The sequence below is a fragment of the Heliomarina sp. genome (genome assembly GCF_052826185.1).
In genome coordinates, this window is sequence record NZ_JBRBUI010000017.1 from 122,382 (window position 1) to 146,382 (window position 24,001).

A 24,001-nucleotide genomic window follows, 5' to 3' on the forward strand; every position below is an offset into this window, starting at 1 on the left:
CCTGCCTAGCTGCCCATCACGGTCGGACGGGAAAGGGTTTGGATGCCTGTAGAGGTGGTGACGGAAGATTCGCGTTGGAATGATCTCGGTCTGGAGGATATTGCGGAGAAAGTGAGCGCCGAGGCGCTGGCTTATCTAGGCCTCGACCCGGATATCTGCGAAATCACGCTGCTGGCTTGCGACGATGCGCGCATTGCCGTGCTAAATGCCGAATTTCGCGACAAGAGCCAGCCCACGAACGTGTTGAGCTGGCCGATTGCGGAACTGGCACCCGAGCGCGAGGGCGAAAAACCTGATTTACCCGAGCCTGACATCACAGGCGAGATGGCGCTCGGCGACATCGCGATTGCCTATGAAACATGTGCGCGCGAGGCTGCGGAAAGCGGAAAATCGCTGAGTGCCCATAGCACGCATCTGGTTCTTCACGGACTTTTGCATTTGTTGGGCTATGATCACATCCGTGACGGGGATGCCACGTTGATGGAAGGCCTCGAAACAACTATACTTGGCAGATTGGGGTTGGATGACCCATATAGCGATTAATTGGGCTTATACGGCCTTTTTCGGATAAGGACAGATGGGCGACATAGAAGGCAGTTCTAACGCGGCGCAACGCGCGCTTCCCGAGACAGATGAAGACCACCACACCGAGGACCAGCCCGAGGAACGGACAGGATTTTTCGGTCGTATTCTCGAGGTTTTTTCACCATCCGAAGAAGAGGAGTCCCTGCTTCTTGCAGGGCGAGGACCGCTTTCCGAGGCGCCACGCGGGCTGATGAATCTCCGCCGGATGCGCGTCGAGGATGTGGCTATCCCAACGGCTGAAATCGTCGCCGTGCCGAATACCATATCCAAGGACGATCTGGTCAGCATCTTCCGCGATACCGGCATGACACGGATTCCGGTCTACGAAGGCACGCTGGATACACCGACCGGTTTCGTCCATTTAAAGGACTTTGCCTTGATCCACGGCTTTAACGGCGGGACGACAGAGTTCGATCTCGACTCCATGCTGCGGCCTCTGCTGTTTGTGCCTCCCTCAATGCCTATTGGCGTCCTTCTGACCAAGATGCAGACGGAACGGCGCCACATGGCGCTTGTGATCGACGAATATGGCGGTGTGGATGGGCTCGTCACCATCGAAGATCTGATCGAACAGGTCGTGGGCGAGATCGAGGATGAGCACGATACCGATGAAGACAAGACCTGGGTCAAGGAAAAGCCCGGTCAGTACATCGCGCTTGCCAAGACTCCGCTTGAGGAATTCGAGGCCGAGATAGGCCAGTCGCTGACCGATCACGAAGAGGTTGACGAGGAAGAGATCGATACGCTTGGCGGTCTCGTATTCATGCTCTCGGGTCGTGTGCCGACGCGGGGCGAAGTCGTGTCGCATCCCGACGGTCCCGAGTTCGAAGTGGTCGACGCTGACCCGCGCCGTATCAAGCGTCTCCGAGTACGGTTGCCTGGCAAGACTGCATGACAATTCTGAAATCGTCGCCTCTGCTGCTGCGCATGGCTTTGGCGGCGATGATCGGTCTCGTCGCGGCGCTGGGGCTTGCACCCTATGAGGTCTGGCCACTGACGCTTGTTTCTGTCGCAGCGGTGCCGTTCCTGATTAAGCACGGCGGTGGATTCTGGCGCGCAGCTTGGATCGGCTGGGCCTACGGCACAGGCTACTTCGCGCTCGCGCTTTCGTGGATTGTCGAGCCGTTCTTTGTGGACGCGGCCCGTGACGCATGGCTCGCCCCTTTCGCGCTGATTTCCATGGCTGGGGGGCTTTCCTTGTTCTGGGCCCTCGCTTTCGGCCTTGCGCAGCTTTTCTCGGGCAGTGGGCCGACCCGGACAGGCTTGTTGATCCTGTTCTGGACGCTGGCGGAAATCGCACGCGGCTATTTCCTCACCGGGTTTCCATGGGCCGCGCCGGCACAGATCTGGGCCAGTACACCCGTGCTGCCGCTGCTGGCTTGGACCGGCCCGCAGGGGCTTACGCTGATCACATTGTTCGTGGCGTTGTCGCTAAGCCTGATTGCCGCTCCGGGGCCGCGTCGGTTCCTCGGGTTACTGCCCGGGCTGGCCTTGCTGGTTGCGACCTTGATCGTCGCGCTGCCACAGGAAACCAAAATGACCGGCAAGACCGTGCGTCTTGTGCAGCCGAATGCGCCGCAGGACCAGAAATGGGATCCCGACTTCATGCCGGTGTTTTTCAACCGGCAGATCGAATATACCGCTGCCGGGCCTCGCCCCGATTTGATCGTCTGGCCCGAGGCGTCACTAAGCAGTTATGTCTATGGTGTCGAAGATCCGTTTGCCGAACTCGAACAGGCAGCGGCGGGTGTGCCGCTTGCCATCGGGCTGTTGCGGCCGGACGAGGTGGGGTTCTACAATTCGCTGGCCTACTTCGATCAGGCTGGCGACATTGCGCAGGTGTATGACAAGCATCATCTGGTGCCATTCGGGGAATATATACCGTTCGGCGGGCTGCTTGACGGTCTCGGGATTCAGGCCATTGCCGACATCTCGGCTGGCGGCATGAAGTCGGGCCCGGGTCCCGAACTGCTCGATTTCGGCAGCTTGGGCAAAGCGCTCCCCCTGATCTGCTACGAAGCAGTATTTCCCCAGGACGTGAACCGCGCAGAGGGCAGGGCGAGTTTCCTTTTGCAGGTCACGAATGACGCGTGGTTCGGGTCCGGATCCGGTCCTTATCAGCATCTCGCGCAGGCGCGCATGCGGGCCGCCGAACAGGGTTTGCCAATGATCCGCGTGGCCAATACCGGGGTTTCTGCCATGATCGACCCTTATGGCAGGATAATCGGAAGCCTCCCGCTGGGGACTGCCGGATACATCGACCTGCCGCTTCCAAATCCGCTTGAACCCAGTTTTTACAGCAGAACCGGAGACTTACTGGCGCTTTTTGTGACGCTTTTGGGGATTGTCGGGGTTTCTATACGAAGTGTCTTTATAAAAGCGCTCAAGAAAGATTGACCGCGCGCTCGCAGCCGCGTAACCCTCTCAAAGCCCATCACAACGGCTTCCTGACGTGATGGTGAATGATCAATGGAGCGCTTTCATGGCACGCGATAACTATATTTTCACTTCGGAATCCGTTTCCGAGGGACACCCTGACAAGGTTTGTGACCGTATCTCCGATGCGGTGCTCGACGCATTCCTCTCCGAGGAGGCCGAAGCGAGAGTCGCGGCCGAAACTTTTGCCACCACGAACCGGGTCGTGATCGGTGGCGAAGTGGGACTGTCCGATCAGGACAAGCTCAAGGACTACATGGAACGGATCGAGGGCATCGCCCGCGACTGTATCAAGGACATCGGCTACGAGCAGGACAAGTTCCACTGGGAAACCTGCGAAATCACCAACCTTTTGCATGAACAGTCTGCGCATATCGCGCAGGGCGTCGATGCGTCCGACAACAAGGACGAAGGTGCTGGCGACCAGGGCATCATGTTCGGGTTCGCGACCAATGAGACCGATGCTCTCATGCCCGCGCCGATCCAGTTCAGCCACGCGATTTTGCGCCGGCTGGCCGAGGTCCGCAAGAACGGCACCGAACCGGCGCTTGGCCCCGACGCCAAAAGCCAGTTGTCCGTTCGCTACGAAAACGGCAAGCCGGTTGGCATTCATTCGCTCGTTCTGTCGACCCAGCATTTGGATCCCGACCTGAACTCTGACGACATCCGCGCGATTGTCGAACCCTACATCACCGAAGTCCTGCCCGATGGCTGGCTGACCGATGAAACGATCTGGCACGTCAATCCGACGGGCAAGTTCGTGATCGGCGGACCCGATGGCGACGCCGGTCTGACAGGGCGCAAGATCATCGTCGACACCTATGGCGGCGCTGCGCCGCATGGTGGCGGTGCGTTCTCCGGCAAGGATCCGACCAAGGTGGACCGATCCGCCGCTTATGCCGCGCGTTATCTCGCCAAGAACGTCGTCGCCGCGGGCATGGCCGACAAATGCACGATCCAGCTTTCCTACGCGATCGGGGTTTCCGAACCGCTTTCGATCTACGCGGAAACGCATGGTACGGGTGAGGTCGCTCCGGCGGATATCGAAAAAGCCGTCCGTAAGGTCATGAGCCTGACGCCGCGCGGCATTCGCGAAAAGCTGCAGCTTAACAAGCCGATCTACCAGCGCACCGCCGCATATGGTCACTTTGGCCGCGAACCGGATGCGGATGGCGGTTTCTCTTGGGAGAAAACCGATCTGGTTGACGCTCTCAAGAGTGCGATCTGACATTGATAAAAAGGTTCGGGCGGGAGATCTGCCCGAACCTCCTCTGAGGTTTTCGCCATGTTGTACCTCGCGCAAATCGCGGTCACGGTCTTCGCGCTCTGGCTTGGCGCGCATCCCGTGTTAGCGGAACAGGCAGAACCAAGTTTCCCGTCCAAATTCACGCTCTCCGACGTAACGCTTATTTATGATACCGAATCCACAGGCGCGGATGAGCCTGCCGGCATCACCTCAGATGACGTAGAGACCCTCCTCAAGATCCTGCGTTCAGATGAATCCATCCGCCGTTTGCAGATCAATTCCTCTGGCGGGTCGGTCTATGCGGCGCAACAGATCAGCGACATCATCATCGATTTTGGCCTCGATACGCATGTTCACGGCGATTGCGACAGTTCCTGTGTGACGATCTTTCTTGCCGGCAAAAACCGGACCATGTCGCGCGGATCGCGGATCGGCTTTCACCAGATTTTCTGGTCGGCCGAGAACATCGCCTCATATTACGACCGCGAAAGGGGGGAGCAAGGCTGGGCTACGCCCTACGATTTCGCGGCGTGGATGTATCTCGACACGCAGGATGAGATGTACGCGCATCTCAAGTACATCACCTCGCGCGGGGTGGATCCGGCCTTTGCCATTGAAACCATCCGCAACCCGCAGGCTGAAATGTGGCGCCCCTACCGGACGGAACTGCTCGAGGCCGGTGTCCTCACCGAATAACCCGTCATTGCCCTGCGCCTGCACCTCGGCTAGAGCAGCGCGCATGACGCATCCCGAACGCCCCCGCCGAAACTTTTATGGTCGCCTGAAAGGCAAGTCTCTCAAGAAGAGTCAAAAGACCTATCTGGACGAAGACCTCTCTGCCCTGTCACCCGGGCCGGTTGGATGGGATGAAAACCCGTCTCGGAACAACCTTGATCTTTCAGCGCTTTTCGATGGCAAACCCGTCTGGCTCGAGGTCGGCTTTGGCGGTGGCGAACACCTCGTCCATCAGGCCAGCGAAAATCGCGATATCGGGATCATCGGGGCAGAACCTTATATCAACGGCGTCGCGATGCTCTTGGGCAAGATTCGCCGCGCAGGTGTCGAAAATCTTGCCGTGCATCCCGGTGATGTGCGTGATCTTTTCGACGTTTTGCCGGATCAGAGCATCTCCAAGGCGTTTCTTCTTTATCCCGACCCCTGGCCCAAGGCACGGCATCATCGCCGTCGCTTTGTCACGCAGGAACATCTTGTCCCGCTTGCGCGCGTACTCAAGCCCGGCGCGGAATTCAGGGTGGCGACCGATATCCCCGATTACGTGCGCCAGACGCTCGAGGAAGTTCCGCAGGCCGGGTTCGAGTGGCTGGCGGAAGCGCCGGGTGACTGGCGAACCCCCTGGGCGGACTGGCTTTCGACACGGTACGAACAAAAAGCCCTGCGCGAAGGCCGGACGCCGCATTATCTGACCTTCCGCAAGACCTGAGCGCTGTCGCCTTTACGCACATCTTCTTCATCTTGGTCAGATTGAAACTTTAGGACTGCCGACATCCCTGACTTCCAGCGATGGACGCTGGATCAAGGGTGGTTTACAACCTCGCCGACAAAACAGGCGAGGTAGGCATGTCCGCACACGGCACCCCCATTCCCATGACATCGGTCCCCTGCGGTCCGCTGGCCGGCACGGCTGATGTGCCGGGTGACAAGTCGATCTCTCATCGATCGCTGATCCTTGGCGCAATGGCAGTGGGTGAAACGAAGATCACCGGCCTTCTCGAAGGCGAAGATGTGCTCGACACGGCCAAGGCCATGCGGGCTTTTGGTGCCGAGGTGACCCGCCACGACGATGGCAGCTGGAGCGTGTTCGGCGTGGGTGTAGGTGGTTTCGCCGAACCGGATAAGGTCATCGACTGCGGCAATTCGGGTACCGGCGTCCGGCTGATCATGGGCGCCATGGCGACCTCCCCGATTTCGGCGACCTTCACCGGCGACGCGAGCTTGAACAAGCGGCCGATGGCACGCATCACAGATCCGATCTCGCTGTTCGGGGCGCAGTCCGTCGGCCGGGCAGGGGGGCGGTTGCCAATGACAATCGTCGGGGCGGCAGACCCCGTACCGGTAAATTACACCGTGCCGATGCCATCGGCTCAGGTAAAATCGGCCGTGCTTCTTGCCGGTCTGAACGCCCCGGGCAAAACGGTTGTCACTGAAAAGGAAGCAACCCGAGACCATACGGAACGGATGCTGGTCGGTTTCGGCGCCGAGGTAACCACCGAGGAAACAGAAAAAGGCCGCGTGATCACCCTCACCGGTCAGCCTGAACTAAAGCCCCAGACCATTGTCGTGCCTCGCGACCCGTCGAGCGCCGCCTTCCCGGTCTGTGCGGCGCTGATCGTTCCCGGCTCGGACGTGCTGATCCCCGGTATCGGTCTGAACCCGACCCGCGCCGGGTTGTTCACTACCTTGCGCGAAATGGGGGCAAACCTGACCTATGAAAACGAACGCGAAGAAGGCGGCGAGCCGGTTGCCGATCTCCGCGCGCGTTTTTCGCCCGACATGAAGGGGATCCACGTTCCCCCGGAACGGGCCGCCAGCATGATCGACGAATACCCGATCCTCTCCGTCGTTGCGGCCAATGCCAGCGGTATCACCATGATGCGGGGCGTAAAGGAGTTGCGCGTCAAGGAAAGCGACCGGATCGACGCGATGGCGACGGGGTTGCGGGACTGCGGAGTCGATGTCGAAGAGGGCGACGATTGGTGGTCGGTCACCGGAATGGGGCCGGGCATGGTCACCGGTGGCGCAACTTGCCAGAGCCATCTGGATCACCGGATCGCCATGTCCTTCCTTGTTCTCGGCATGGCCGCAAAAGCTGCGGTTTCGGTCGATGACGGCGCCCCGATTGCCACGTCCTTCCCGATTTTCGAGCCGCTGATGTCGGACCTTGGCGCGTCCATCCACCGTGTAAACAAGGATGCGGCATGATTTTTACCGTCGCGATCGATGGCCCTGCCGCCGCGGGCAAGGGCACGATCTCAAAGGCAATCGCCGCACGTTTCGGACTGGCGCATCTGGACACAGGGCTTTTGTACCGAGCAGTAGGCGCACGCACGCTTCGCGGTTTCGGCGCCGTGGAGGCAGCGGAGAAATTGCAACCCGATGATCTGCTGGCCAGCAACCTGCGGACCGCCGAGGTCGCGCAAGCGGCCAGCAGGGTCGCGGTCATTGCCGACGTCCGCTCGGCGCTAACCCAGTTCCAGCGCGATTTCGCGCGGCGCGAAGGTGGCGCTGTGCTGGACGGGCGGGATATCGGCACCGTGATCTGCCCCGAAGCCGAGGTGAAGCTTTTTGTCACCGCAAGTGCCGAGGTACGGGCGCAGCGGCGTTTCGCGGAGTTGCAGGATAGCGGCAGCGAAACGACCTATGAACAGGTCCTCGCGGATGTGAAGGCCCGCGATGAGCGGGACATGAACCGCGCCGAGGCGCCGCTGAAACCTGCCGCAGATGCGCTTTTGATCGATACCAGTACGCTCAGCATCGAGGATGCAGTCGCAGCAGCGGCAGCGCAGGTGGAACAGCGTCTCTGACGCGTTCGACCTGACCAAACGCAAATTCTCCGGCAGTTTTCGCCGATACGAGGGCCGCATGCAGCTGGCCCTTGCCAAAACCCGCTAGCATCCTGTATAGCGCGCGGGTCACAAAAGGCGAAATCACGCCGCAGAGCAGAAATACAGGCAGGGTCGGAGACTACCGGCCCTATTTCTCTTTGTGGACCGTCCGACCAATCCCAAGACCGGCGGAGACAACCGCGCGGCCAGTCAAAACCGAAGAAAAGGAAACCTGAGACCACATGGCTCAAGATACATCGATGGAGGAATTCGAAGCCCTCCTTAACGAAAGCTTCGAAATGGACACGCCGGACGAGGGTTCGGTTGTCAAAGGCAAGGTCATCGCGATCGAAGCGGGCCAAGCCATCATCGACGTAGGCTACAAGATGGAAGGCCGCGTCGAACTCAAAGAATTCGCAAATCCCGGTGAAGCACCCGACATCAGCGTAGGCGACGAAGTCGAAGTCTTCCTGCGTCAGGTCGAAAACGCCAAGGGCGAAGCGGTCATCAGCCGCGAAATGGCCCGCCGCGAAGAAGCCTGGGATCGTCTCGAAAAAGCCTATGCAAACGAAGAGCGTGTCGAAGGCGCGATCTTTGGCCGCGTCAAAGGCGGTTTCACCGTCGATCTGGGCGGTGCCGTTGCATTCCTGCCCGGTTCGCAGGTCGATGTGCGCCCCGTGCGCGACGCTGGCCCGCTGATGGGTCTCAAGCAGCCGTTCCAGGTTCTCAAGATGGACCGTCGCCGTGGCAACATCGTTGTGTCGCGCCGCGCGATCCTCGAAGAGTCCCGTGCCGAACAGCGCGCCGAAGTCATCGGCAACCTCACCGAAGGTCAGGCAGTCGACGGGGTGGTCAAAAACATCACCGAATACGGTGCGTTTGTTGATCTTGGCGGCGTAGACGGCCTGCTGCACGTGACCGACATGGCATGGCGCCGTGTGAACCATCCTTCCGAGATCCTGCAGATCGGCGAAACCGTCAAGGTTCAGGTCATCAAGATCAACAAGGACACGCACCGCATCAGCCTCGGCATGAAGCAGCTTCAGGAAGATCCGTGGGATCTGGTCGGCGCCAAGTACCCGCTGTCCTCTGTCCACATGGGCCGCGTCACGAACATCACCGATTACGGTGCGTTCGTCGAACTGGAGCCGGGCGTCGAAGGTCTGGTCCACGTTTCCGAAATGTCCTGGACCAAGAAGAACGTCCATCCGGGCAAGATCGTGTCCACCTCGCAAGAGGTTGAGGTCATGGTTCTGGAAATCGATCCGTCCAAGCGCCGTGTCAGCCTTGGTCTCAAGCAGACCATGCGCAACCCGTGGGAAGTGTTTGCAGAAACTCACCCCGAGGGCACCGAAGTCGAAGGCGAAGTCAAGAACATCACCGAATTCGGTCTGTTCATCGGCCTCGAAGGCGACATCGACGGCATGGTTCACCTCTCCGACCTGTCCTGGGACGAGCGTGGCGAAGACGCGATCCAGAACTATCGCAAGGGCGACATGGTTCAGGCCGTTGTCTCCGAAGTCGACGTCGAGAAAGAGCGTATCTCGCTCTCGATCAAGAACCTCGGCGGTGACAAGTTCGCCGAAGCGGTTGGCGGCGTAAAGCGTGGCTCGATCGTGACCGTGAACGTCACCTCGATCGAAGACGGTGGCATCGAAGTGGAATATGAAGGCATGAAATCCTTCATCCGCCGCTCCGACCTGTCCCGCGACCGTGCCGAACAGCGCCCCGAGCGTTTCTCGGTTGGCGACAAGGTCGATGTGCGCGTGACCAACGTGGACAGCAAGACCCGTCGTCTGGGCCTTTCGATCAAAGCACGCGAGATCGCGGAAGAGAAAGAAGCCGTCGAACAGTACGGTTCGTCCGACTCCGGCGCGTCGCTCGGCGACATTCTCGGCGCAGCGCTCAAGGGCGACGAGTAAGCCTCACACGAAAGCACAAGCTTACGCTGACAAAATCGAACCCCGCTGCCGAAAGGTGGCGGGGTTTTTCTTTGCGCGCCTGCCGTCCTTTCCGGATCGGAAAGGTGTAAATTGGTTAACTTGGTCAAGTATCGCCGCAGCCGAATCGTCTGAACGTGGTTCGCGGAAACGCTGAAATTTCAGAACAACCTGTGCGGAATCGGTCGACGGACCAGCCTCCGCAGGCATCCATTGGTGTTAACCCGCCGAAAATTTCTTTCATATTCTGATAGTTCTGGTCTAAATACATATTCAATGCTCCAATAGATCTTGCGAATCCGACTGCTCGAAAAAGATGCCTTGGGAGGGGCGCAAAAATGATCCGGTCAGAATTGATACAGAAAATCGCTGATGAGAATCCGCACCTCTATCAGCGCGACGTGGAGCGGATTGTGAACACGGTCTTCGAAGAGGTCACCGAGGCGATGGCCCGGGGCGATCGGGTTGAACTTCGCGGTTTTGGCGCGTTTTCTGTCAAAAAACGGGATTCTAGGGTTGGCCGCAACCCGAGAACAGGCGAAACGGTTCATGTAGAAGAGAAGCACGTGCCCTTTTTCAAAACGGGCAAGTTGCTTCGTGACCGTCTGAACGGAAAGTAAATAAATGCGTTACGTCCGCTATATCGTGCTTGCCGCGATTGCGATCCTGCTGATTTCTGTCTCTCTGGCCAACCGCGGTCTGGTCGAGTTGAAACTCATGCCCGACGAACTCGCGACCTTCCTTGGTCTCGAATGGTCGATCACGCTGCCGCTGTTCGTCGTCGTTCTTGGCGGTGTGGTGGCCGGGCTGGTCATCGGTTTCATCTGGGAATGGCTGCGCGAACACAAGCATCGCCGCGAGGCAACTGTGAAATCGCGCGAAGCCCAGAAACTGGCGCGCGAGGTCGACCGCCTCAAGAAAGACAAGCACAAGGAAAAGGACGAAGTTCTGGCCCTGCTGGAATAGCGCCCACCGACCGCTTTCAAATCCCGCCCGGCGCGGATAAGCACGTAGCATGAATACCCGAATGAAATTCTGCGGGCTGCGCACGCCCGTCGACGTCAGCGCGGCTGTAGAGGCCGGGGCCGCTTACGTCGGCTTTGTCTTTTTCCCGCCGTCTCCGCGCTATCTGACGCCCGAGGACGCCGCGCCGATCGCGGCGCAGGTTCCCGAGGGGATCGCCAAGGTCGCGCTTGTGGTTAACGCGGATGACGAGCTGCTGGACCAGATCACCGAAACCGTGCCCATCGATATGTTGCAACTGCACGGCAAAGAGACGCCCAAGCGTCTCGCCGAGATCAAGCAGCGCTATGGCCTGCCGGTGATGAAGGCCGTGGGCGTCGCAGGTCCGGAAGACCTAGAAACGCTCGACACCTACCTCCGTGTCGCCGATCAGGTTCTCGTGGACGCCAAACCGCCAAAAGACGCAACGCTGCCAGGTGGTAACGGGCTTGCTTTCGACTGGCGTCTGATCGCTGGCCGCCGCTGGCCAGTGCCGTGGATGCTGGCCGGAGGGCTGACCGAAGCAAATGTCGCCGAGGCGATGCGTCTGACCGGGGCGCGTCAGGTCGATGTTTCTTCGGGCATCGAAACCGCCCCGGGCATCAAGGATTCCGCCCTGATGCAGTCCTTTGCAGAAGCCGTCCGCACCGCCTGAACGGCCGATTCCCGCTGGCAATGCCGGGGCACGGCGTTTATGTGGAACAAAGCATAGAAATGAGGGTCCGCAAATGCCTGACGATCTTTTCAATTCCTTCATGACCGGCCCTGACGAAAATGGCCGTTTCGGCAAGTTCGGTGGCCGTTTCGTCTCGGAAACCCTGATGCCGCTTATCCTGAGCCTTGAAGCGGAATACGAAAAAGCCAAGACGGACCAGTCGTTCTGGGACGAGATGGACGATCTCTGGACCCACTATGTCGGGCGTCCGAGCCCGCTCTACCATGCAGAGCGTCTGACCGAACATCTGGGCGGCGCCAAGATCTACATGAAGCGGGACGAGCTGAACCATACCGGCGCGCACAAGATCAACAACGTGCTGGGGCAAATCATCCTTGCCCGCCGCATGGGCAAGACCCGGATCATCGCTGAAACCGGCGCAGGTCAGCATGGCGTCGCGACCGCGACAGTCTGCGCCAAGTTCGGTCTGAAATGCGTGGTCTACATGGGTGCGCATGACGTGGAACGGCAAAAGCCCAATGTCTTCCGCATGCGTCTGTTGGGGGCCGAGGTGATCCCCGTCACATCCGGCCGCGGCACGCTCAAGGACGCGATGAACGACGCGCTGCGCGACTGGGTGACCAATGTCCGCGACACCTTTTACTGCATCGGTACGGTCGCCGGGCCGCACCCATATCCGGCGATGGTCCGCGATTTCCAGTCGATTATCGGCAAGGAAGTTCGCTGGCAACTGGCCGAGGCCGAGGGAGAAGGCCGTCTCCCCGATACGGTTGTCGCCGCGATCGGTGGCGGGTCGAACGCCATGGGCCTGTTCTATCCCTTCCTCGACGATGATGAGGTCAATATTATCGGCGTCGAAGCCGGTGGTAAGGGTGTGAACGACAAGATGGAGCATTGCGCCTCGCTGACCGGCGGGCGTCCCGGCGTGCTTCACGGCAACCGTACTTACCTCTTGCAGGACGACGATGGCCAGATCCTCGAAGGCTTTTCGATCTCTGCGGGGCTCGACTATCCCGGTATCGGCCCCGAGCACTCTTGGCTGCATGATGTAGGGCGCGCGCAATACGTCTCGATCACTGACAAGGAAGCGCTTGAGGCGTTCCAGCTTTGCTGCACGCTCGAAGGCATCATTCCTGCGCTGGAACCCAGCCATGCGCTGGCCCACGTGACCAAGATCGCCCCGGATCTGCCTGCTGACCATGTCATCGTGATGAACATGTGCGGTCGTGGCGACAAGGACATCTTCACTGTCGCCGCCGCGCTTGGTTTCGAGATGGAAGAAAAGGACTGATACCCAAGTCCTTTTCCTGAGCAATTCATAGCCCGGCACGCCTGTTGCCGGGCTTTCTTGTTCGTGCCACTTGCTTCGCAGGCAGGGAAAAGCCAGACCAGCCCCCGAATTGCATTTGGCAGAGGATGTGAAGGCCGGTTAACCTAACCTCGACAGCGGGAGGCGAACCATGCGTTTCAATGTTTTCATTCTGTTTCTCTGGGCAACGGTCATTGCTGCCGGTTCAGTTGCCGCGCAAAGCCCCGAAGATACCGTGCGCTGGATCTACACCTCGCTTTCCCAGCCGGGATCGGCCGAGCAGAAAGGGTTCGCGTATTTCCGGGCGCCCGAGCGACGCGCGCAGTACATGACCAATCGCATGGTCACCCTGTTCAATGCGAACGATACATACGGCGACGATCTCGCCAGCGCCTGCATCGATTTCGCCCCCGAGATTCCCGGCAATGATTTCGACGCGGCCGAAATTGCCCGGACCCTCCAAACGACGGCGGAGGGGGATGACCAGGCTCTTAGCGTAACGGCTCAGTTCAGCAATTTCGGAACACCGGCCGAGATCGTCTATGACTTTATCCCCGAGGATGGTTTCTGGAAGATCGACGATATCGCGGGACCGGGATGGCGCCTTTCGCAAATACCCTGCACCGCCGCTTCTGCCCCGTCAGGCGGTGCCCTGACCGGGTATTGCTATGTTACGGACAACGCCTCGCTCCGGCTTCGCGTCGATAATGCGGGACATGGCGAGTTCGAATTCGACAGCCTTGGCGCAAACGGTCATTTCTGCGGGGCGCTCGGTCCGGTAGGTCCGATGCCCGGTGGCTGGGTCTACCAGGAAGATTTCCAGGGCGCGCAATGCCGGATTGAAATTACGGTGACGCCCGAAAGCGGATTGCGCCTGATCGACGTAGATGGCGGTTGCAAGATGTCATTATGCGGCCAGCGGGCAGTTATCGGGGAGAGAGTGTTTTCCCGCGCCGATCAATTGGATTGCGCACAAATTCCCCAGTAATGAATCCCGTTATTTCGATTTTTCGGAACTGTGCATTTCCAGCATTTCCATTGAAACAACCTCAAGCGTGCGCTTGTGCGTGGCTGCCAAATTCACATTTGGTGCGCAGCCTTCGTCGGCCGCTTGCAGGAAGCGCCCAGCGCAAAGACACCACTGATCTCCGGGTTTAAGCCCCTCGAAACGGAATTCCGGACGTGGTGTGGACAGGTCGTTGCCAACATATTTGGAATAGGCAAGAAATTCCTCGGTCATCTCTGCGCAGACCGTATGAATCCCCTGATCTTCCGCACATGTATTGCAATGCCCGTCCCGAAAGAAACCGGTCACCGGCTTGAAGGAACATGGCGTAAGAGGCTCGCCCAATACGTTCAGTTTCTCGTCCGGTTCCATTTCTGCCACCCTCTCAATGAAACAATGCAGCTCGTACCTAGAAATCATAATAACAGCATTAAGTGGCTTCTTAAAGCCGCCCCGCCAAGCGAGAGAAAGAATCAATTAGGGCTTATTTCGAAGCATTAATAATAGTGCGGCCAAGTTTTGCCGATCTACTGGTATAAAGTCAGGTTTCAATCGGATTCCAGTCAATCCAGCGCCCGTGAAAATCGGCGCGCCCAAGGGTGAGGTGCTTGTCGCCTGGCCAGAGGCGAAGCGACAGCAACGCACCGCCGCGCCCTTCCGGATCATCGTCACTCTCCATACGAAACCATGCCAGCGGTTTCGACGCGGTTGCGACTGCTCCGGCCGCCTCGATCATCGCCCGTCCCCGCGCCTGAGCTGCTGCCGGGAAATACTGCCAAGCCACCGTGTGGTAAATCAGGTGAAGACAACCTTCCGGCTGGGCATCCAGCCGGTCGCTCAGCCAGTCGATTGCATCACCACGAGCAACGGTCCCCGACTGCACGCCAATGGCGGCGCGTGTCAATTTGGCGCGATGCGGTTGGTCCGGCCAGAGATAGGCCAGCAACCGTGTGACCTGCTCGGGGTCCTTAACATCAAGCGGGTTGAGATCGACGCCCGCGCGATCCGTAACCTCGATATTCGCGGCTGCGGGAAGGTCTCCCTTCCAGTCGGGTGTTAGCACCAGCGCAGGGTCAGCCGGCCCAAGTCGCCCTTCCGTCACCTCGAGCGCATAGCGATCCCACATCAGGTTCAGCCCCGCGCTTGCGCCCAGCTCGCTTGTCATCAGGGGCAGGGGGTGTTCGCCTCCAACCCAATGTGCGGCGGCAATCATTGCGGCAGAGCGGCGAACTTCGTTGGTCTGAGGCGCGCTCTGCATCCAATCGATGAGAAAACCCTCGTGCCGTTTCATCGCGGCAAGCACCGCGTCCAGCAGCGCCTTGTCGGATACATTGTTCGGCGGATAGGCAGCGCGCAAGGCGTCATCTGCCGAGGTCAGCACAAGCGCATGCAGCCCGCCTGCAAGCCGCAGGGGCAGCGAGGCGGCATTCGGTCCAAGATCATCCGGCCACCCCTCACAAAGCTCGGCGATCTTCCCCTGACTGGGCCAGTTATCGGCAAGCAGGACCAGCATCCGGCCCATGAAATCCGACCCCAGCGCATGGCAGGACCGGGCCTGCGTGCGCAGTGCCGCAGGCATCCTCACCTGAATTTTTCCATAAGCTTCTGCAGCGGCGTTTTTTCGGGCGCCGTGTCCTCGGGTTCGGGAGCTTTCTTGGCGGGGGCGGATTCGACCTTTGGCTTGGCACTATTGGATGACCGGGGCGGTGCGACCCGCAGGGAAACCGCGTTCATGAACTTGCCGAAATCTCCGTCCGCCAGCGACGCCGCGCCATCCGAAATTCCGCGCAGAACATCGTCGAGCCAGTCTTCATCGGCCTTGGCAAAGTCATGCAGCACATAGGCGGGCACAAGTTCCTTGCGGCCCGGGTGGCCTACGCCAAGCCTGACCCGGGCGTATTCGGCGCCAATATGGGCATGGATCGACCGCAACCCGTTGTGGCCCGCATGTCCACCGCCCTGCTTGACCCGCACCTTTGCCGGGGCAAGGTCGATCTCGTCATGCAAAACGATCACATCGTCAGGCGTCAGCTTGAAAAAACGCATCGCCTCTCCGACCGACTGGCCCGAATTGTTCATGTAGGTTTCAGGCTTGAGCAGCAACACCTTGTCGCTGCCCAGCCGACCTTCGGCGATTGCGCCCTGAAATTTGGGCTTCCACGGCGAAAACCCCTGATCCTCGGCAATCCGGTCGACGGCCATGAACCCGATGTTATGGCGGTTGCGAGCGTATTTCGCGCCGGGATTGCCCAGCCCCACGATCAGTTTCATCGCTGTCTCCGTTGACGTTCCACGACCAGTTAATGCCCGGAATTGGCCGGATGTTCCAGCCATTGGGTCAAAGTTGGCCATGCGTCCAAATGAAAAAGGGGCCCCCTATGGGAGCCCCGTGATCGTCCTTACTGTCCCTCGAAAGGATCAATCGTCGTTGACCTCGATCGCTTCGACTTCGTCTGCTGCAACTTCTTCTTCTTCGTCATCCGCGGCACGCAGGCCCGACGGTGCCGAGATGTTTGCAATCACAAAGTCACGGTCGATGGTCGGCTTTGCGCCCTGAGGCAGGTCGACCGAAGAGATGGTAATCGAGTCGCCAATGTTCAGACCGGAGACGTCGATGGTGATGTGATCGGGGATATCGCCCGCGGTCACGACCAGTTCGACTTCGGGACGGACCAGCGACAGAACGCCGCCCTTGCGCAGACCGGGGCAGTTTTCTTCGCCCACGACTTCAACCGGGATGAACAGGTTGATCTTGGTGGTCCGGCGCAGACGCATGAAATCGACATGGGTCGGCAGGTCTTTGACGATGTCCCGCTGAACGTCGCGGCAGATGACGCGCACGTCGTCATGGCCTTCGACTTTCATGTTGAACAGGGTCGCCTTGAAACGTCCGGCTTTGAGCTTGTGAAACAGCTCGTTGAAAGGAATGTTGATGGGCAGCGGGTCGTTGTCGCCACCGAATACAATCCCGGGAACCATGCCATCACGGCGTGCCTGACGAGCGGCGCCCTTGCCTGTCCCCGTCCGTTCCTGGGCTACGAGATCAGGAATCTCTCCAGCCATATCAATTCTCCAATTTGTAAGGGCAGGGTGCCTCCAAGGCTGTCACCCCGCGTGAAGCCGCGCGTATAGACCAGAGTCGCTGTCTTGAAAAGAGCTTTTCCTTGCGCATAGCTGAACCGCGTGACAAGTGGCAGAACATGGGACTTGTCGAAGATATCCGGATCAGCCGCGCGCCCGCGCTCGGCTTTGTGGCGATGGCGCTGGTCTGGGGCTGTTTCGCAGCGCAGGTGCCGGTGATCAAGGCCCAGATCGGGGCGAGCGACGCTGCCTATGGGGCTTCTTTTCTTGTCTCCAGCATCGGCGCGATCAGCGCCATGTGGCTGGCGCCGCTGGTGGATCGCCGGCTGGGTGCCCTGTCCCTCGCGCTCAGCAGCGCGGCGATGATCGCCTGCATGCTGTTCGTATCCTTCAGCAGCTTGATCTCGGTATTCACTTTCGGCATGTTCCTGACCGCCGCCGCTTCGGGAATTGCGGATATCCTGCTGAACACGCGTATCGCCGAATCAGAGGCACAGCGCGGGCGGCCGCTGATGAACCTCAATCACGCGGTTTATTCCTTTTCTTTCGCCGGAGCCGCGCTGGTAACCGGCATGGCGCGAGAGGCGGGTTTCACGCCCGTGCAGGTTTTCTGCATCGTCGCCGCCGTAATCTGGACCTTGTGCTTCCTGATGGTCGCTCCGCATCGCCACACCGCTGGAGAACCCGCGCTGTCGGCGGCAGCGGGCCGGGTGATCGTCTGGCTTGCCGGTCTTGTATTCCTTGCCGGTTTCATGGCCGAACAGGCGGTCGAGGGCTGGTCCGCCCTTCATCTCGAACGCACACTGGGTGGTGGGGCGGCGCAAGGGGCGCTGGGACCGGCCGTGCTGGGCGTGACGATGGGTATCGGTCGGATCATCGGCCAATCCGTGGCGGCGCGTCTGTCGGAAACGGTGATCATCGCCGCCGCATGCACCATTGCGGCCATCGGAACCGCGACGGCGGCGCTCGCGCCAACACTCACCGTCGCTTACCTTGGTTTTGCGATCCTCGGTCTTGGCGTCTCGGTGGTCGTGCCGATCTCCATGGCGCTCATCGGGCGGGTCGTCCCGCAATCCGACCGGGTCGCCGCAATCGGCCGGGCTTCGGTCGTGGGCTATGGGGCGTTTCTCTTCGGTCCCAGCATGATGGGGCTGACCGCCGATCTCTACGGTCTTCGCGCCTCTTTCCTGCTGCTGGCGATAATGCTTTTGCTGGTCGCTGCCGTGCTGGTCCCCGCGATGAACCGGCGGCTCAGGGGAGGGCGCTCCGCAGGTGCCCACCCGCATCCATGACCCGCGCGTAAAGGTCGAACTCCGCCGCCCGCGCGGCACGTAGTTTACGCCGTGTGGCCTCTTCCAGCTCCGCCGGTACCTCGGGCGAGACGTTCTTGACGCCGGGCTTTACCGGTTCGCCGAACCGCTCGGCGAGGAAGTTCAACAGCCCGACCGGCTTTTCATGGGCAAAGAGATCGGTGATCAACACGCGACCCTTCAGCGAGGTCAGCATCGCGAACTGGCTGCCAATCCCCGCATATTCGGGCGGATCGTCCGAGATCACCTCGCGCACGAACTGGTCAAAGCTGATCCCCTCCGTGCTGAATGCGCTGCCCTTCTTCGCCTGTCGAGCGCGATAGCGATACCAGCTTCGGATCTGCTCCTCCGGCTCGCGGATGACCGCGAACCGGTCCGGGCGCATGCCGAATTCGGTCTCGAGAAACGGTGCGATCCGCGCATGGAACCGCTGCGCTGAAATATGCTTGCGCCGCTTGGTAAAGATGATGTCGGCCTTCGGCTTCAGCGCCATCTCGATCGCCGTGGTGCCGGTTTTCGGCACCGCGATGAAAACCAGCGACTGAGGCGAGAAGACCAGCAACGGATCAGTCCTGCCAGCGCCCTTCGAACCCTTCCGGAATAAGCAGGTTATGGCGGCCCAGATTGGCGACATTGGTTTCACCGCAGAGCGCCATGGTCATGTCCAGTTCCTTGCGGATGATCTCAAGCGCCGTGGTCACGCCCTTTTGCCCCATCGCGCCAAGGCCGTAGATGTACGACCGCCCGATCATCGTGCCGTTTGCCCCCATGGCCAGCGCCTTGAGCACGTCCTGACCTGACCGGATACCGCTGTCGAGGATCACCTCGATATCGCCGCCGACCGCATCAAGGATCGGTGTCAGCATCCGGATCGAACTCAGCGCACCGTCAAGCTGCCGCCCGCCGTGGTTGGACACCACAATGGCATCGGCACCCACTTTGACCGCCATTTTGGCATCTTCGGGATCGAGAATGCCCTTGAGGATGACCTTGCCGCCCCATTGCTCCATCAGCTTGCCGATCTTGTCCCAATCAAGCGTCAGATCGAACTGCTCTGCGGTCCACGCCCCCAGCGAGGCCGGATCGTCGATGCCGTCCACATGGCCAACGATATTCCCAAAGGACCGCCGTTTGGCGCTCAGCATCTCGATGCCCCAGCCCCATTTCGTCGCAAGGTTGGCAATTGTCCTCGGCGTCAGTTTCGGCGGGGCGGAGAGACCGTTCTTGAGATCTTTGTGCCGCTGCCCCAATAACTGCAGGTCCAGCGTAATGACGAGTGCGGAACAGCCCGCGTCCTTGGCCCGCTGGATCAGGCGCGAGGTGTAATCCGTGTCCTTCATCGTATAAAGCTGGAACCAGAACGGTCCCGAGATATGCTCGGCCACGTCCTCGATCGAATTGATCGACATGGTCGACAGCGTATAGGGCACGCCGAATTTCTGCGCCGCCCGGGCCGCCTTCATCTCGCCATCGGCGTGCTGCATGCCCGTCAGTCCAACCGGCGCGAGCGCCACCGGCATGGTCATCTTCTGGCCAATCACCGTGCCGGCTGTCGACCGGTTCGACATGTCCACGGCGACTTTCTGGCGCAGCCGGATCTGCTCAAAGTCCGAGGAATTCTCGCGGAAAGTCTGCTCGGTCCAGCTGCCGCTTTCGGTGTAGTCAAAGAACATCCGCGGAACCCGGCGTTCATAGATCCGTTTGAGATCCTGAATATTCGTAATGACCGGCATTTCCGCGCCCTCCTTGCTAAGCACCCGGAAGCAGTACCAACGCGCCGGGGCTTACTCAAGCGGCCAAACGAACTGGTCGAACGATGTGCACTGCGCCATAGTCGCGCAGAACAGGAAGCAGGAGAGTCAGATGTTCTTCGACGATATGCCGCTGGGCAAACGTTACACCACCGGATCCAAAACGCTCACGGCCGAGGAAATCATCGAGTTCGCGAAGCAATGGGACAACCAGCCCTTCCATGTTGATGAAGAGGCTGCGAAGAAATCGGTCTATGGCGGTCTGATCGCCAGCGGTTTCCACACGATACTGACGGCTTTCAACCTGACGCTCGAGGCAAGCGACTGGTCCGAAAGCTCTATGGGGTCGCCCGGTATGTCCGAAGTGCGCTGGATCAAACCCGTCTACGCGGGCGATACCCTGCGGGTCGAGGCGGAGGTTACCGCGTCGAAAGCGTCCAAGTCAAAGCCCGACCGGGGGTTCGTCGACGTGCAGTACAATATTCTCAACCAGAACGACGATCTGGTCTCGTCCTATCATTCGACCCATATGCTCAAGCGGCGCAGTTAGGGCTCAGCCCAGAAAACGCTCGCTGCACCAGTTGTAGTATCGGATCGATTCCTCGATCAGGTCACCCTCGGCGCGCGGCAGTTGCGACAGCACCGCCACAAAGGCTTTGCGCTTTTGCGAATAGGTGCCGCTCACGTGACGACCAAGGATCGTCGTGGCCTGTAACGCGCCTTCTTGGGCGCGGCGTTGCGTGATCAGCCCGCGCCTTTCAAGCACAAGCGACGTATAGGAAAAATAGGCCGCGCATTGCAGGGCCTGTGCCTCTTCATCGAAATAGGCGCGGGTCTGGGCCGAAGCCGGAGCAAGCCCCGCAAGGGTGAGCAATCCGACAAGCCAGGCAACTTTGAACATAGGCATTCCGATCCGGAAACTGTGCAAGCTTCCGCGACAATGCCGGGGCCGAATGGCCTACCGTTGACCCTGAGCGGGTAATTTCAGGGCAATATTCAGGCCGAATGTGCCCCGTCGGCCAAGGACTTAACAAAAGCCAGCACTTCGTTAACGGGCTTGCCCTTTTCGATCTGGTCAACGATGGCCGACCCTACGACCGAGCCATCGGCCACTTCGGCAATCGCCCGCGATTGTTCCGGCGTCTTGATCCCGAAACCCACGATGACCGGCAGATCGGTTCCCGCCTTGATCCGTGCGACTTCGGGCCCGACATCGGCGGACTGCGCCTCGGCCGAGCCGGTGATCCCGGTGATCGACACATAATAGACAAACCCCGATGTGTTCTCGAGCACCTTGGGCAGGCGCGCATCATCGGTGGTTGGCGTGGCAAGCCGGATAAAGTTGAGACCGGCCTTCTGCGCGGGCAGGCACAGCTCGTCATCTTCCTCGGGCGGCAGGTCCACGATGATCAGCCCGTCGATCCCGGCCTCTTTGGCCTGTTCCAGAAAGGTGCTCACGCCGCGTGAATAGATCGGGTTGTAATAGCCCATCATCACGATCGGGGTCGTGTCATCGCCTTCCCGGAACTTGCGGGCAAGCTCAAGCGTGCGGTTCAGCGTCATGCCGCCTTCAAGCGCGCGCTGCCCGGCAAGCTGGATCGTCGGGCCGTCCGCCATCGGGTCGGTAAAAGGCAGGCCCAGCTCGATAATATCCACACCGGCACCCGGCAGGCCCTTCACGATCTCCAGCGAGGTTTCGAAGTCCGGATCGCCCGCCATTACATAGGCCACGAATGCTTTCTTCCCCGCGTCGCGGAGCGTGGCGAATTTGGCGTCGATACGGGTCATGGGCGCGTTCCTTTATCTGTCGGTCTGCCATGCCAAAACTGCAGGGGGAAATCAATGCACCATGTCCCCGTCCGACACCGCCGCGTCAGAATGCAACCGTGTAGCGCAGGCTGAGCGTATTAACACCGGGGTTGAAATCGCGGATCGAGGCATTGGAGATATGCGACAGCCCAAGGGACATGCTGTTGCCTGACTCGAACCGTTTGCCGACACCGATAAGCGAGCGGAAAAAGAAATGCCCGCCAAGCTGGTTCACCGGCATGTCTTCGTCATAATACCCTGGCATAAGGCTGCCTTCGATGAACCAGTCGTTCGCCAGCGACCAGTTGGCGACGATCCCCGCCCCGACAAAGAAATCGCCCGCACCCGTAATCCGGGCGTTGCCACCCCACGAATAGCTGGCGACTTCACCTTCGTAAAACGGGGTGTGGTGGTATTCGAGATCGACGGTAGCCGTATCTCTCGAGATTTCATTGCTGAAATCCGAATAGCCAAGACCGAATGTCACGGATTGGGCGCTGGCCATCGGGGCAAAAAGGATCATGACCGGCAAAACAAGGCCGGATACTCTCAGAACTTTCTTCATTTTCTTGACTTCAATTTGAGTGTTGCGGTGAAAGAGCCCCGATCTGGCATCTGACGGCTATCACCGGCGCTTCCAAAACTCTTAACGCGGTAACGAACCGATTGGTTCAATCTCGTCTTTCGCGCAGCCCTGCTTGCGCTTGCGGCTTGGGCTGCTAGAAGCGGCGCAAATCTGACAGGAGAACGTCAATGGGATTCAAGATGGGTATCGTCGGATTGCCGAATGTCGGCAAATCCACGTTGTTCAATGCGCTGACGCGGACGGCGGCGGCGCAGGCGGCGAACTTCCCGTTTTGCACGATCGAGCCGAACGTGGGCGAGGTCGCCGTACCGGATGCGCGGCTCGACAAGCTCGCGGAGATTGCCAAGTCGAAATCGATCATCCCGACGCGGATGACCTTTGTTGACATCGCCGGTCTGGTGAAAGGCGCGTCCAAGGGTGAAGGGCTCGGCAACCAGTTCCTCGCGAACATCCGCGAAACCGACGCCATTGCACACGTACTGCGTTGTTTCGAAGACGGTGACGTGACCCATGTCGAAGGCCGTGTCGATCCGGTCGCCGATGCCGAAACCATCGAAACCGAACTGATGCTCGCCGATCTGGAATCCATCGAAAAGCGGTTGCAGAACATCGTGCGCAAGGTCCGTGGCGGCGACAAGGAAGCCGTTCAGCAGCAGCGCCTGATGGAAGCCGCCAAGGCCGCGCTCGAAGAAGGCAAGCCCGCGCGCACTGTCGCGGTCGACGAAGAAGACGCCAAGGCCTGGAAAATGCTGCAGCTTCTGACCACCAAGCCGGTGCTCTACGTCTGTAACGTCTCCGAGGAAGAAGCCGCCGAGGGCAACGACCATTCCGCCCGCGTTGCTGAAATGGCAGCGGCACAGGGCAATTCGCACGTGGTTATCTCGGCCCGGATCGAGGAGGAGATCAGCCAGCTCGAAGACGAGGAAGCGCAGATGTTCCTCGAAGAGATGGGGCTCCAAGAGGCCGGGCTCGACCGCCTGATCCGCGCGGGCTACGAACTCCTGCACCTTGAGACATATTTCACCGTCGGTCCGAAAGAGGCGCGCGCCTGGACGATCCGCAAGGGCACCATGGCGCCGCAGGCTGCCGGTGTGATCCACGGAGACTTCGAGAAGGGTTTCATCCGGGCCGAGACCATCGCCTATGACGATTTCGTCTCGCTCGGAGGCGAACAGCCCGCAAAAGAAGCGGGCAAGATGCGCGCTGAAGGCAAGGGATATACCGTCAAGGACGGCGACGTCCTGCACTTCCTTTTCAATAACTGAAAAAATTATGCACACAGCCCGTATGGGCTATGTGCATGCCTGTGGGTGGGGCCGGAATTACCGGGGGCCGTATTCCACGGGGTTACGGGTGGTGTCGATCTCCAGGGCGGAGTCGGACTGGTCGAGCCCGCGTCGGAACGGCTGCTGGGATTCGGGAACTTGCACCCGGGTCGCATCTTCGATCGAATTCCGCATAGCGCTGTCACTTTCGTACGAGCGATCCTGATCGTGGCTCTGCCCTGCTGCGGCCGGATCACCGGCGTTGTAGCGCGAGTGTTCCGCGATGGCATCTGCCTGTGCGATACCGGTCGACGCTGCGATTGCAGTGATACCTGCGAGGGCGGCAATTTTCAGATTCGGTTTCATCTTCGTTTCCTTTCAATTCGTCTGCCAACGTGTGCTGCATCAGCCCCGCTGGCAGGAAATGAACGGATTC

27 protein-coding genes and 1 riboswitch are annotated in these 24,001 nt (G+C 59.8%); of the genes, 17 read left to right on the forward strand and 10 right to left on the reverse strand.

Going from position 1 to position 24,001, the window contains the following annotated elements; all coding sequences use genetic code 11:
* The first annotated feature begins 42 nt into the window (after positions 1–42).
* From ybeY to ACU0FH_RS05985, 14 genes are all read left to right on the forward strand, one after another.
* The gene (gene ybeY, locus ACU0FH_RS05920) at positions 43–543 is read left to right on the forward strand and encodes an rRNA maturation RNase YbeY (protein WP_446193782.1); all 501 of its coding nucleotides are present in this window, start codon (positions 43–45) and stop codon (positions 541–543) included.
* A 34-nt stretch (positions 544–577) separates the two neighbouring features.
* Positions 578–1,480, forward strand: coding sequence for a hemolysin family protein (locus ACU0FH_RS05925; RefSeq protein WP_238370719.1), 903 nt, complete (start codon positions 578–580; stop codon positions 1,478–1,480).
* Complete coding sequence (gene lnt / locus ACU0FH_RS05930; protein ID WP_446193783.1) at positions 1,477–2,982, forward strand: apolipoprotein N-acyltransferase; 1,506 nt, start codon at positions 1,477–1,479, stop codon at positions 2,980–2,982. Before ACU0FH_RS05925 ends, lnt begins: the two co-directional genes overlap by 4 nt.
* 31 nt (positions 2,983–3,013) lie before the next feature.
* Positions 3,014–3,062, forward strand: a riboswitch (SAM-SAH riboswitch).
* A gap of 5 nt (positions 3,063–3,067) precedes the next feature.
* Positions 3,068–4,249, forward strand: coding sequence for a methionine adenosyltransferase (gene metK, locus ACU0FH_RS05935; protein WP_238370721.1), 1,182 nt, complete (start codon positions 3,068–3,070; stop codon positions 4,247–4,249).
* A 57-nt stretch (positions 4,250–4,306) separates the two neighbouring features.
* Positions 4,307–4,963, forward strand: coding sequence for an ATP-dependent Clp protease proteolytic subunit (locus ACU0FH_RS05940; RefSeq protein ID WP_446193784.1), 657 nt, complete (start codon positions 4,307–4,309; stop codon positions 4,961–4,963).
* A gap of 43 nt (positions 4,964–5,006) precedes the next feature.
* Complete coding sequence (trmB, locus tag ACU0FH_RS05945) at positions 5,007–5,708, forward strand: tRNA (guanine(46)-N(7))-methyltransferase TrmB (protein WP_446193785.1); 702 nt, start codon at positions 5,007–5,009, stop codon at positions 5,706–5,708.
* 137 nt (positions 5,709–5,845) lie between these two features.
* A complete protein-coding gene (aroA, locus tag ACU0FH_RS05950; protein ID WP_446193786.1) occupies positions 5,846–7,207 on the forward strand; it encodes a 3-phosphoshikimate 1-carboxyvinyltransferase in 1,362 nt (453 codons plus the stop codon).
* Positions 7,204–7,809: a (d)CMP kinase gene (gene cmk, locus ACU0FH_RS05955; RefSeq protein WP_446193787.1), complete on the forward strand. Its 606-nt coding sequence runs from the start codon at positions 7,204–7,206 to the stop codon at positions 7,807–7,809. Before aroA ends, cmk begins: the two co-directional genes overlap by 4 nt.
* A gap of 263 nt (positions 7,810–8,072) precedes the next feature.
* A complete protein-coding gene (rpsA, locus tag ACU0FH_RS05960; protein WP_198952215.1) occupies positions 8,073–9,752 on the forward strand; it encodes a 30S ribosomal protein S1 in 1,680 nt (559 codons plus the stop codon).
* 356 nt (positions 9,753–10,108) lie between these two features.
* Positions 10,109–10,390, forward strand: coding sequence for an integration host factor subunit beta (gene ihfB, locus ACU0FH_RS05965; protein ID WP_088632130.1), 282 nt, complete (start codon positions 10,109–10,111; stop codon positions 10,388–10,390).
* A 4-nt stretch (positions 10,391–10,394) separates the two neighbouring features.
* On the forward strand, positions 10,395–10,736 hold the full coding sequence (locus tag ACU0FH_RS05970; RefSeq protein ID WP_446193788.1) for a lipopolysaccharide assembly protein LapA domain-containing protein: 342 nt from the start codon (positions 10,395–10,397) through the stop codon (positions 10,734–10,736).
* A gap of 49 nt (positions 10,737–10,785) precedes the next feature.
* Positions 10,786–11,427, forward strand: coding sequence for a phosphoribosylanthranilate isomerase (locus ACU0FH_RS05975; RefSeq protein ID WP_446193789.1), 642 nt, complete (start codon positions 10,786–10,788; stop codon positions 11,425–11,427).
* Between the two features lie 73 nt (positions 11,428–11,500).
* Positions 11,501–12,739: a tryptophan synthase subunit beta gene (trpB, locus tag ACU0FH_RS05980; RefSeq protein ID WP_238370728.1), complete on the forward strand. Its 1,239-nt coding sequence runs from the start codon at positions 11,501–11,503 to the stop codon at positions 12,737–12,739.
* A gap of 169 nt (positions 12,740–12,908) precedes the next feature.
* On the forward strand, positions 12,909–13,745 hold the full coding sequence (locus tag ACU0FH_RS05985; protein WP_446193790.1) for a hypothetical protein: 837 nt from the start codon (positions 12,909–12,911) through the stop codon (positions 13,743–13,745).
* 9 nt (positions 13,746–13,754) lie between these two features.
* On the opposite strand, the gene ACU0FH_RS05990 is transcribed toward ACU0FH_RS05985, so the two are convergent.
* From ACU0FH_RS05990 to ACU0FH_RS06005, 4 genes are all read right to left on the reverse strand, one after another.
* Positions 13,755–14,135 (reverse strand): DUF2237 family protein, encoded by a 381-nt coding sequence (locus ACU0FH_RS05990; protein WP_446194155.1) that lies wholly within the window; start codon positions 14,133–14,135, stop codon positions 13,755–13,757.
* 169 nt (positions 14,136–14,304) lie between these two features.
* A complete protein-coding gene (locus ACU0FH_RS05995; RefSeq protein ID WP_446194156.1) occupies positions 14,305–15,342 on the reverse strand; it encodes a DUF2332 domain-containing protein in 1,038 nt (345 codons plus the stop codon).
* Between the two features lie 2 nt (positions 15,343–15,344).
* The gene (gene pth, locus ACU0FH_RS06000; RefSeq protein WP_446193791.1) at positions 15,345–16,034 is read right to left on the reverse strand and encodes an aminoacyl-tRNA hydrolase; all 690 of its coding nucleotides are present in this window, start codon (positions 16,032–16,034) and stop codon (positions 15,345–15,347) included.
* A gap of 147 nt (positions 16,035–16,181) precedes the next feature.
* Positions 16,182–16,826, reverse strand: coding sequence for a 50S ribosomal protein L25/general stress protein Ctc (locus ACU0FH_RS06005; protein WP_238370731.1), 645 nt, complete (start codon positions 16,824–16,826; stop codon positions 16,182–16,184).
* Positions 16,827–16,927: 101 nt separating this feature from the next.
* Here ACU0FH_RS06005 and ACU0FH_RS06010 point away from each other — a divergent pair, with 101 nt between their 5' ends.
* Complete coding sequence (locus tag ACU0FH_RS06010) at positions 16,928–18,136, forward strand: MFS transporter (RefSeq protein ID WP_446193792.1); 1,209 nt, start codon at positions 16,928–16,930, stop codon at positions 18,134–18,136.
* Here the strand turns inward: ACU0FH_RS06010 and ACU0FH_RS06015 are convergent.
* On the reverse strand, positions 18,096–18,716 hold the full coding sequence (locus ACU0FH_RS06015) for a hypothetical protein (protein WP_446193793.1): 621 nt from the start codon (positions 18,714–18,716) through the stop codon (positions 18,096–18,098). The two genes, ACU0FH_RS06010 and ACU0FH_RS06015, sit on opposite strands and share 41 nt — an antisense overlap.
* A 4-nt stretch (positions 18,717–18,720) precedes the next feature.
* Entirely contained in the window at positions 18,721–19,887 is a 1,167-nt protein-coding gene (locus tag ACU0FH_RS06020; protein WP_446193794.1) for an alpha-hydroxy acid oxidase, read from the reverse strand.
* Between the two features lie 130 nt (positions 19,888–20,017).
* Here ACU0FH_RS06020 and ACU0FH_RS06025 point away from each other — a divergent pair, with 130 nt between their 5' ends.
* Positions 20,018–20,455 (forward strand): MaoC family dehydratase, encoded by a 438-nt coding sequence (locus ACU0FH_RS06025; RefSeq protein WP_238370735.1) that lies wholly within the window; start codon positions 20,018–20,020, stop codon positions 20,453–20,455.
* Between the two features lie 3 nt (positions 20,456–20,458).
* Here ACU0FH_RS06025 and ACU0FH_RS06030 read toward each other — a convergent pair whose 3' ends face one another.
* From ACU0FH_RS06030 to ACU0FH_RS06040, 3 genes are all read right to left on the reverse strand, one after another.
* On the reverse strand, positions 20,459–20,806 hold the full coding sequence (locus tag ACU0FH_RS06030) for a hypothetical protein (RefSeq protein ID WP_446193795.1): 348 nt from the start codon (positions 20,804–20,806) through the stop codon (positions 20,459–20,461).
* Between the two features lie 95 nt (positions 20,807–20,901).
* Positions 20,902–21,693 (reverse strand): tryptophan synthase subunit alpha, encoded by a 792-nt coding sequence (gene trpA / locus ACU0FH_RS06035; RefSeq protein ID WP_446193796.1) that lies wholly within the window; start codon positions 21,691–21,693, stop codon positions 20,902–20,904.
* A gap of 85 nt (positions 21,694–21,778) precedes the next feature.
* Complete coding sequence (locus tag ACU0FH_RS06040) at positions 21,779–22,279, reverse strand: acyloxyacyl hydrolase (RefSeq protein WP_446193797.1); 501 nt, start codon at positions 22,277–22,279, stop codon at positions 21,779–21,781.
* Positions 22,280–22,467: 188 nt separating this feature from the next.
* Here ACU0FH_RS06040 and ychF point away from each other — a divergent pair, with 188 nt between their 5' ends.
* Positions 22,468–23,565 (forward strand): redox-regulated ATPase YchF, encoded by a 1,098-nt coding sequence (ychF, locus tag ACU0FH_RS06045; RefSeq protein ID WP_446193798.1) that lies wholly within the window; start codon positions 22,468–22,470, stop codon positions 23,563–23,565.
* Positions 23,566–23,622: 57 nt separating this feature from the next.
* Here the strand turns inward: ychF and ACU0FH_RS06050 are convergent, their stop codons facing one another.
* Positions 23,623–23,931 (reverse strand): hypothetical protein, encoded by a 309-nt coding sequence (locus ACU0FH_RS06050; RefSeq protein ID WP_446193799.1) that lies wholly within the window; start codon positions 23,929–23,931, stop codon positions 23,623–23,625.
* Between the last annotated feature and the right edge of the window lie 70 nt (positions 23,932–24,001).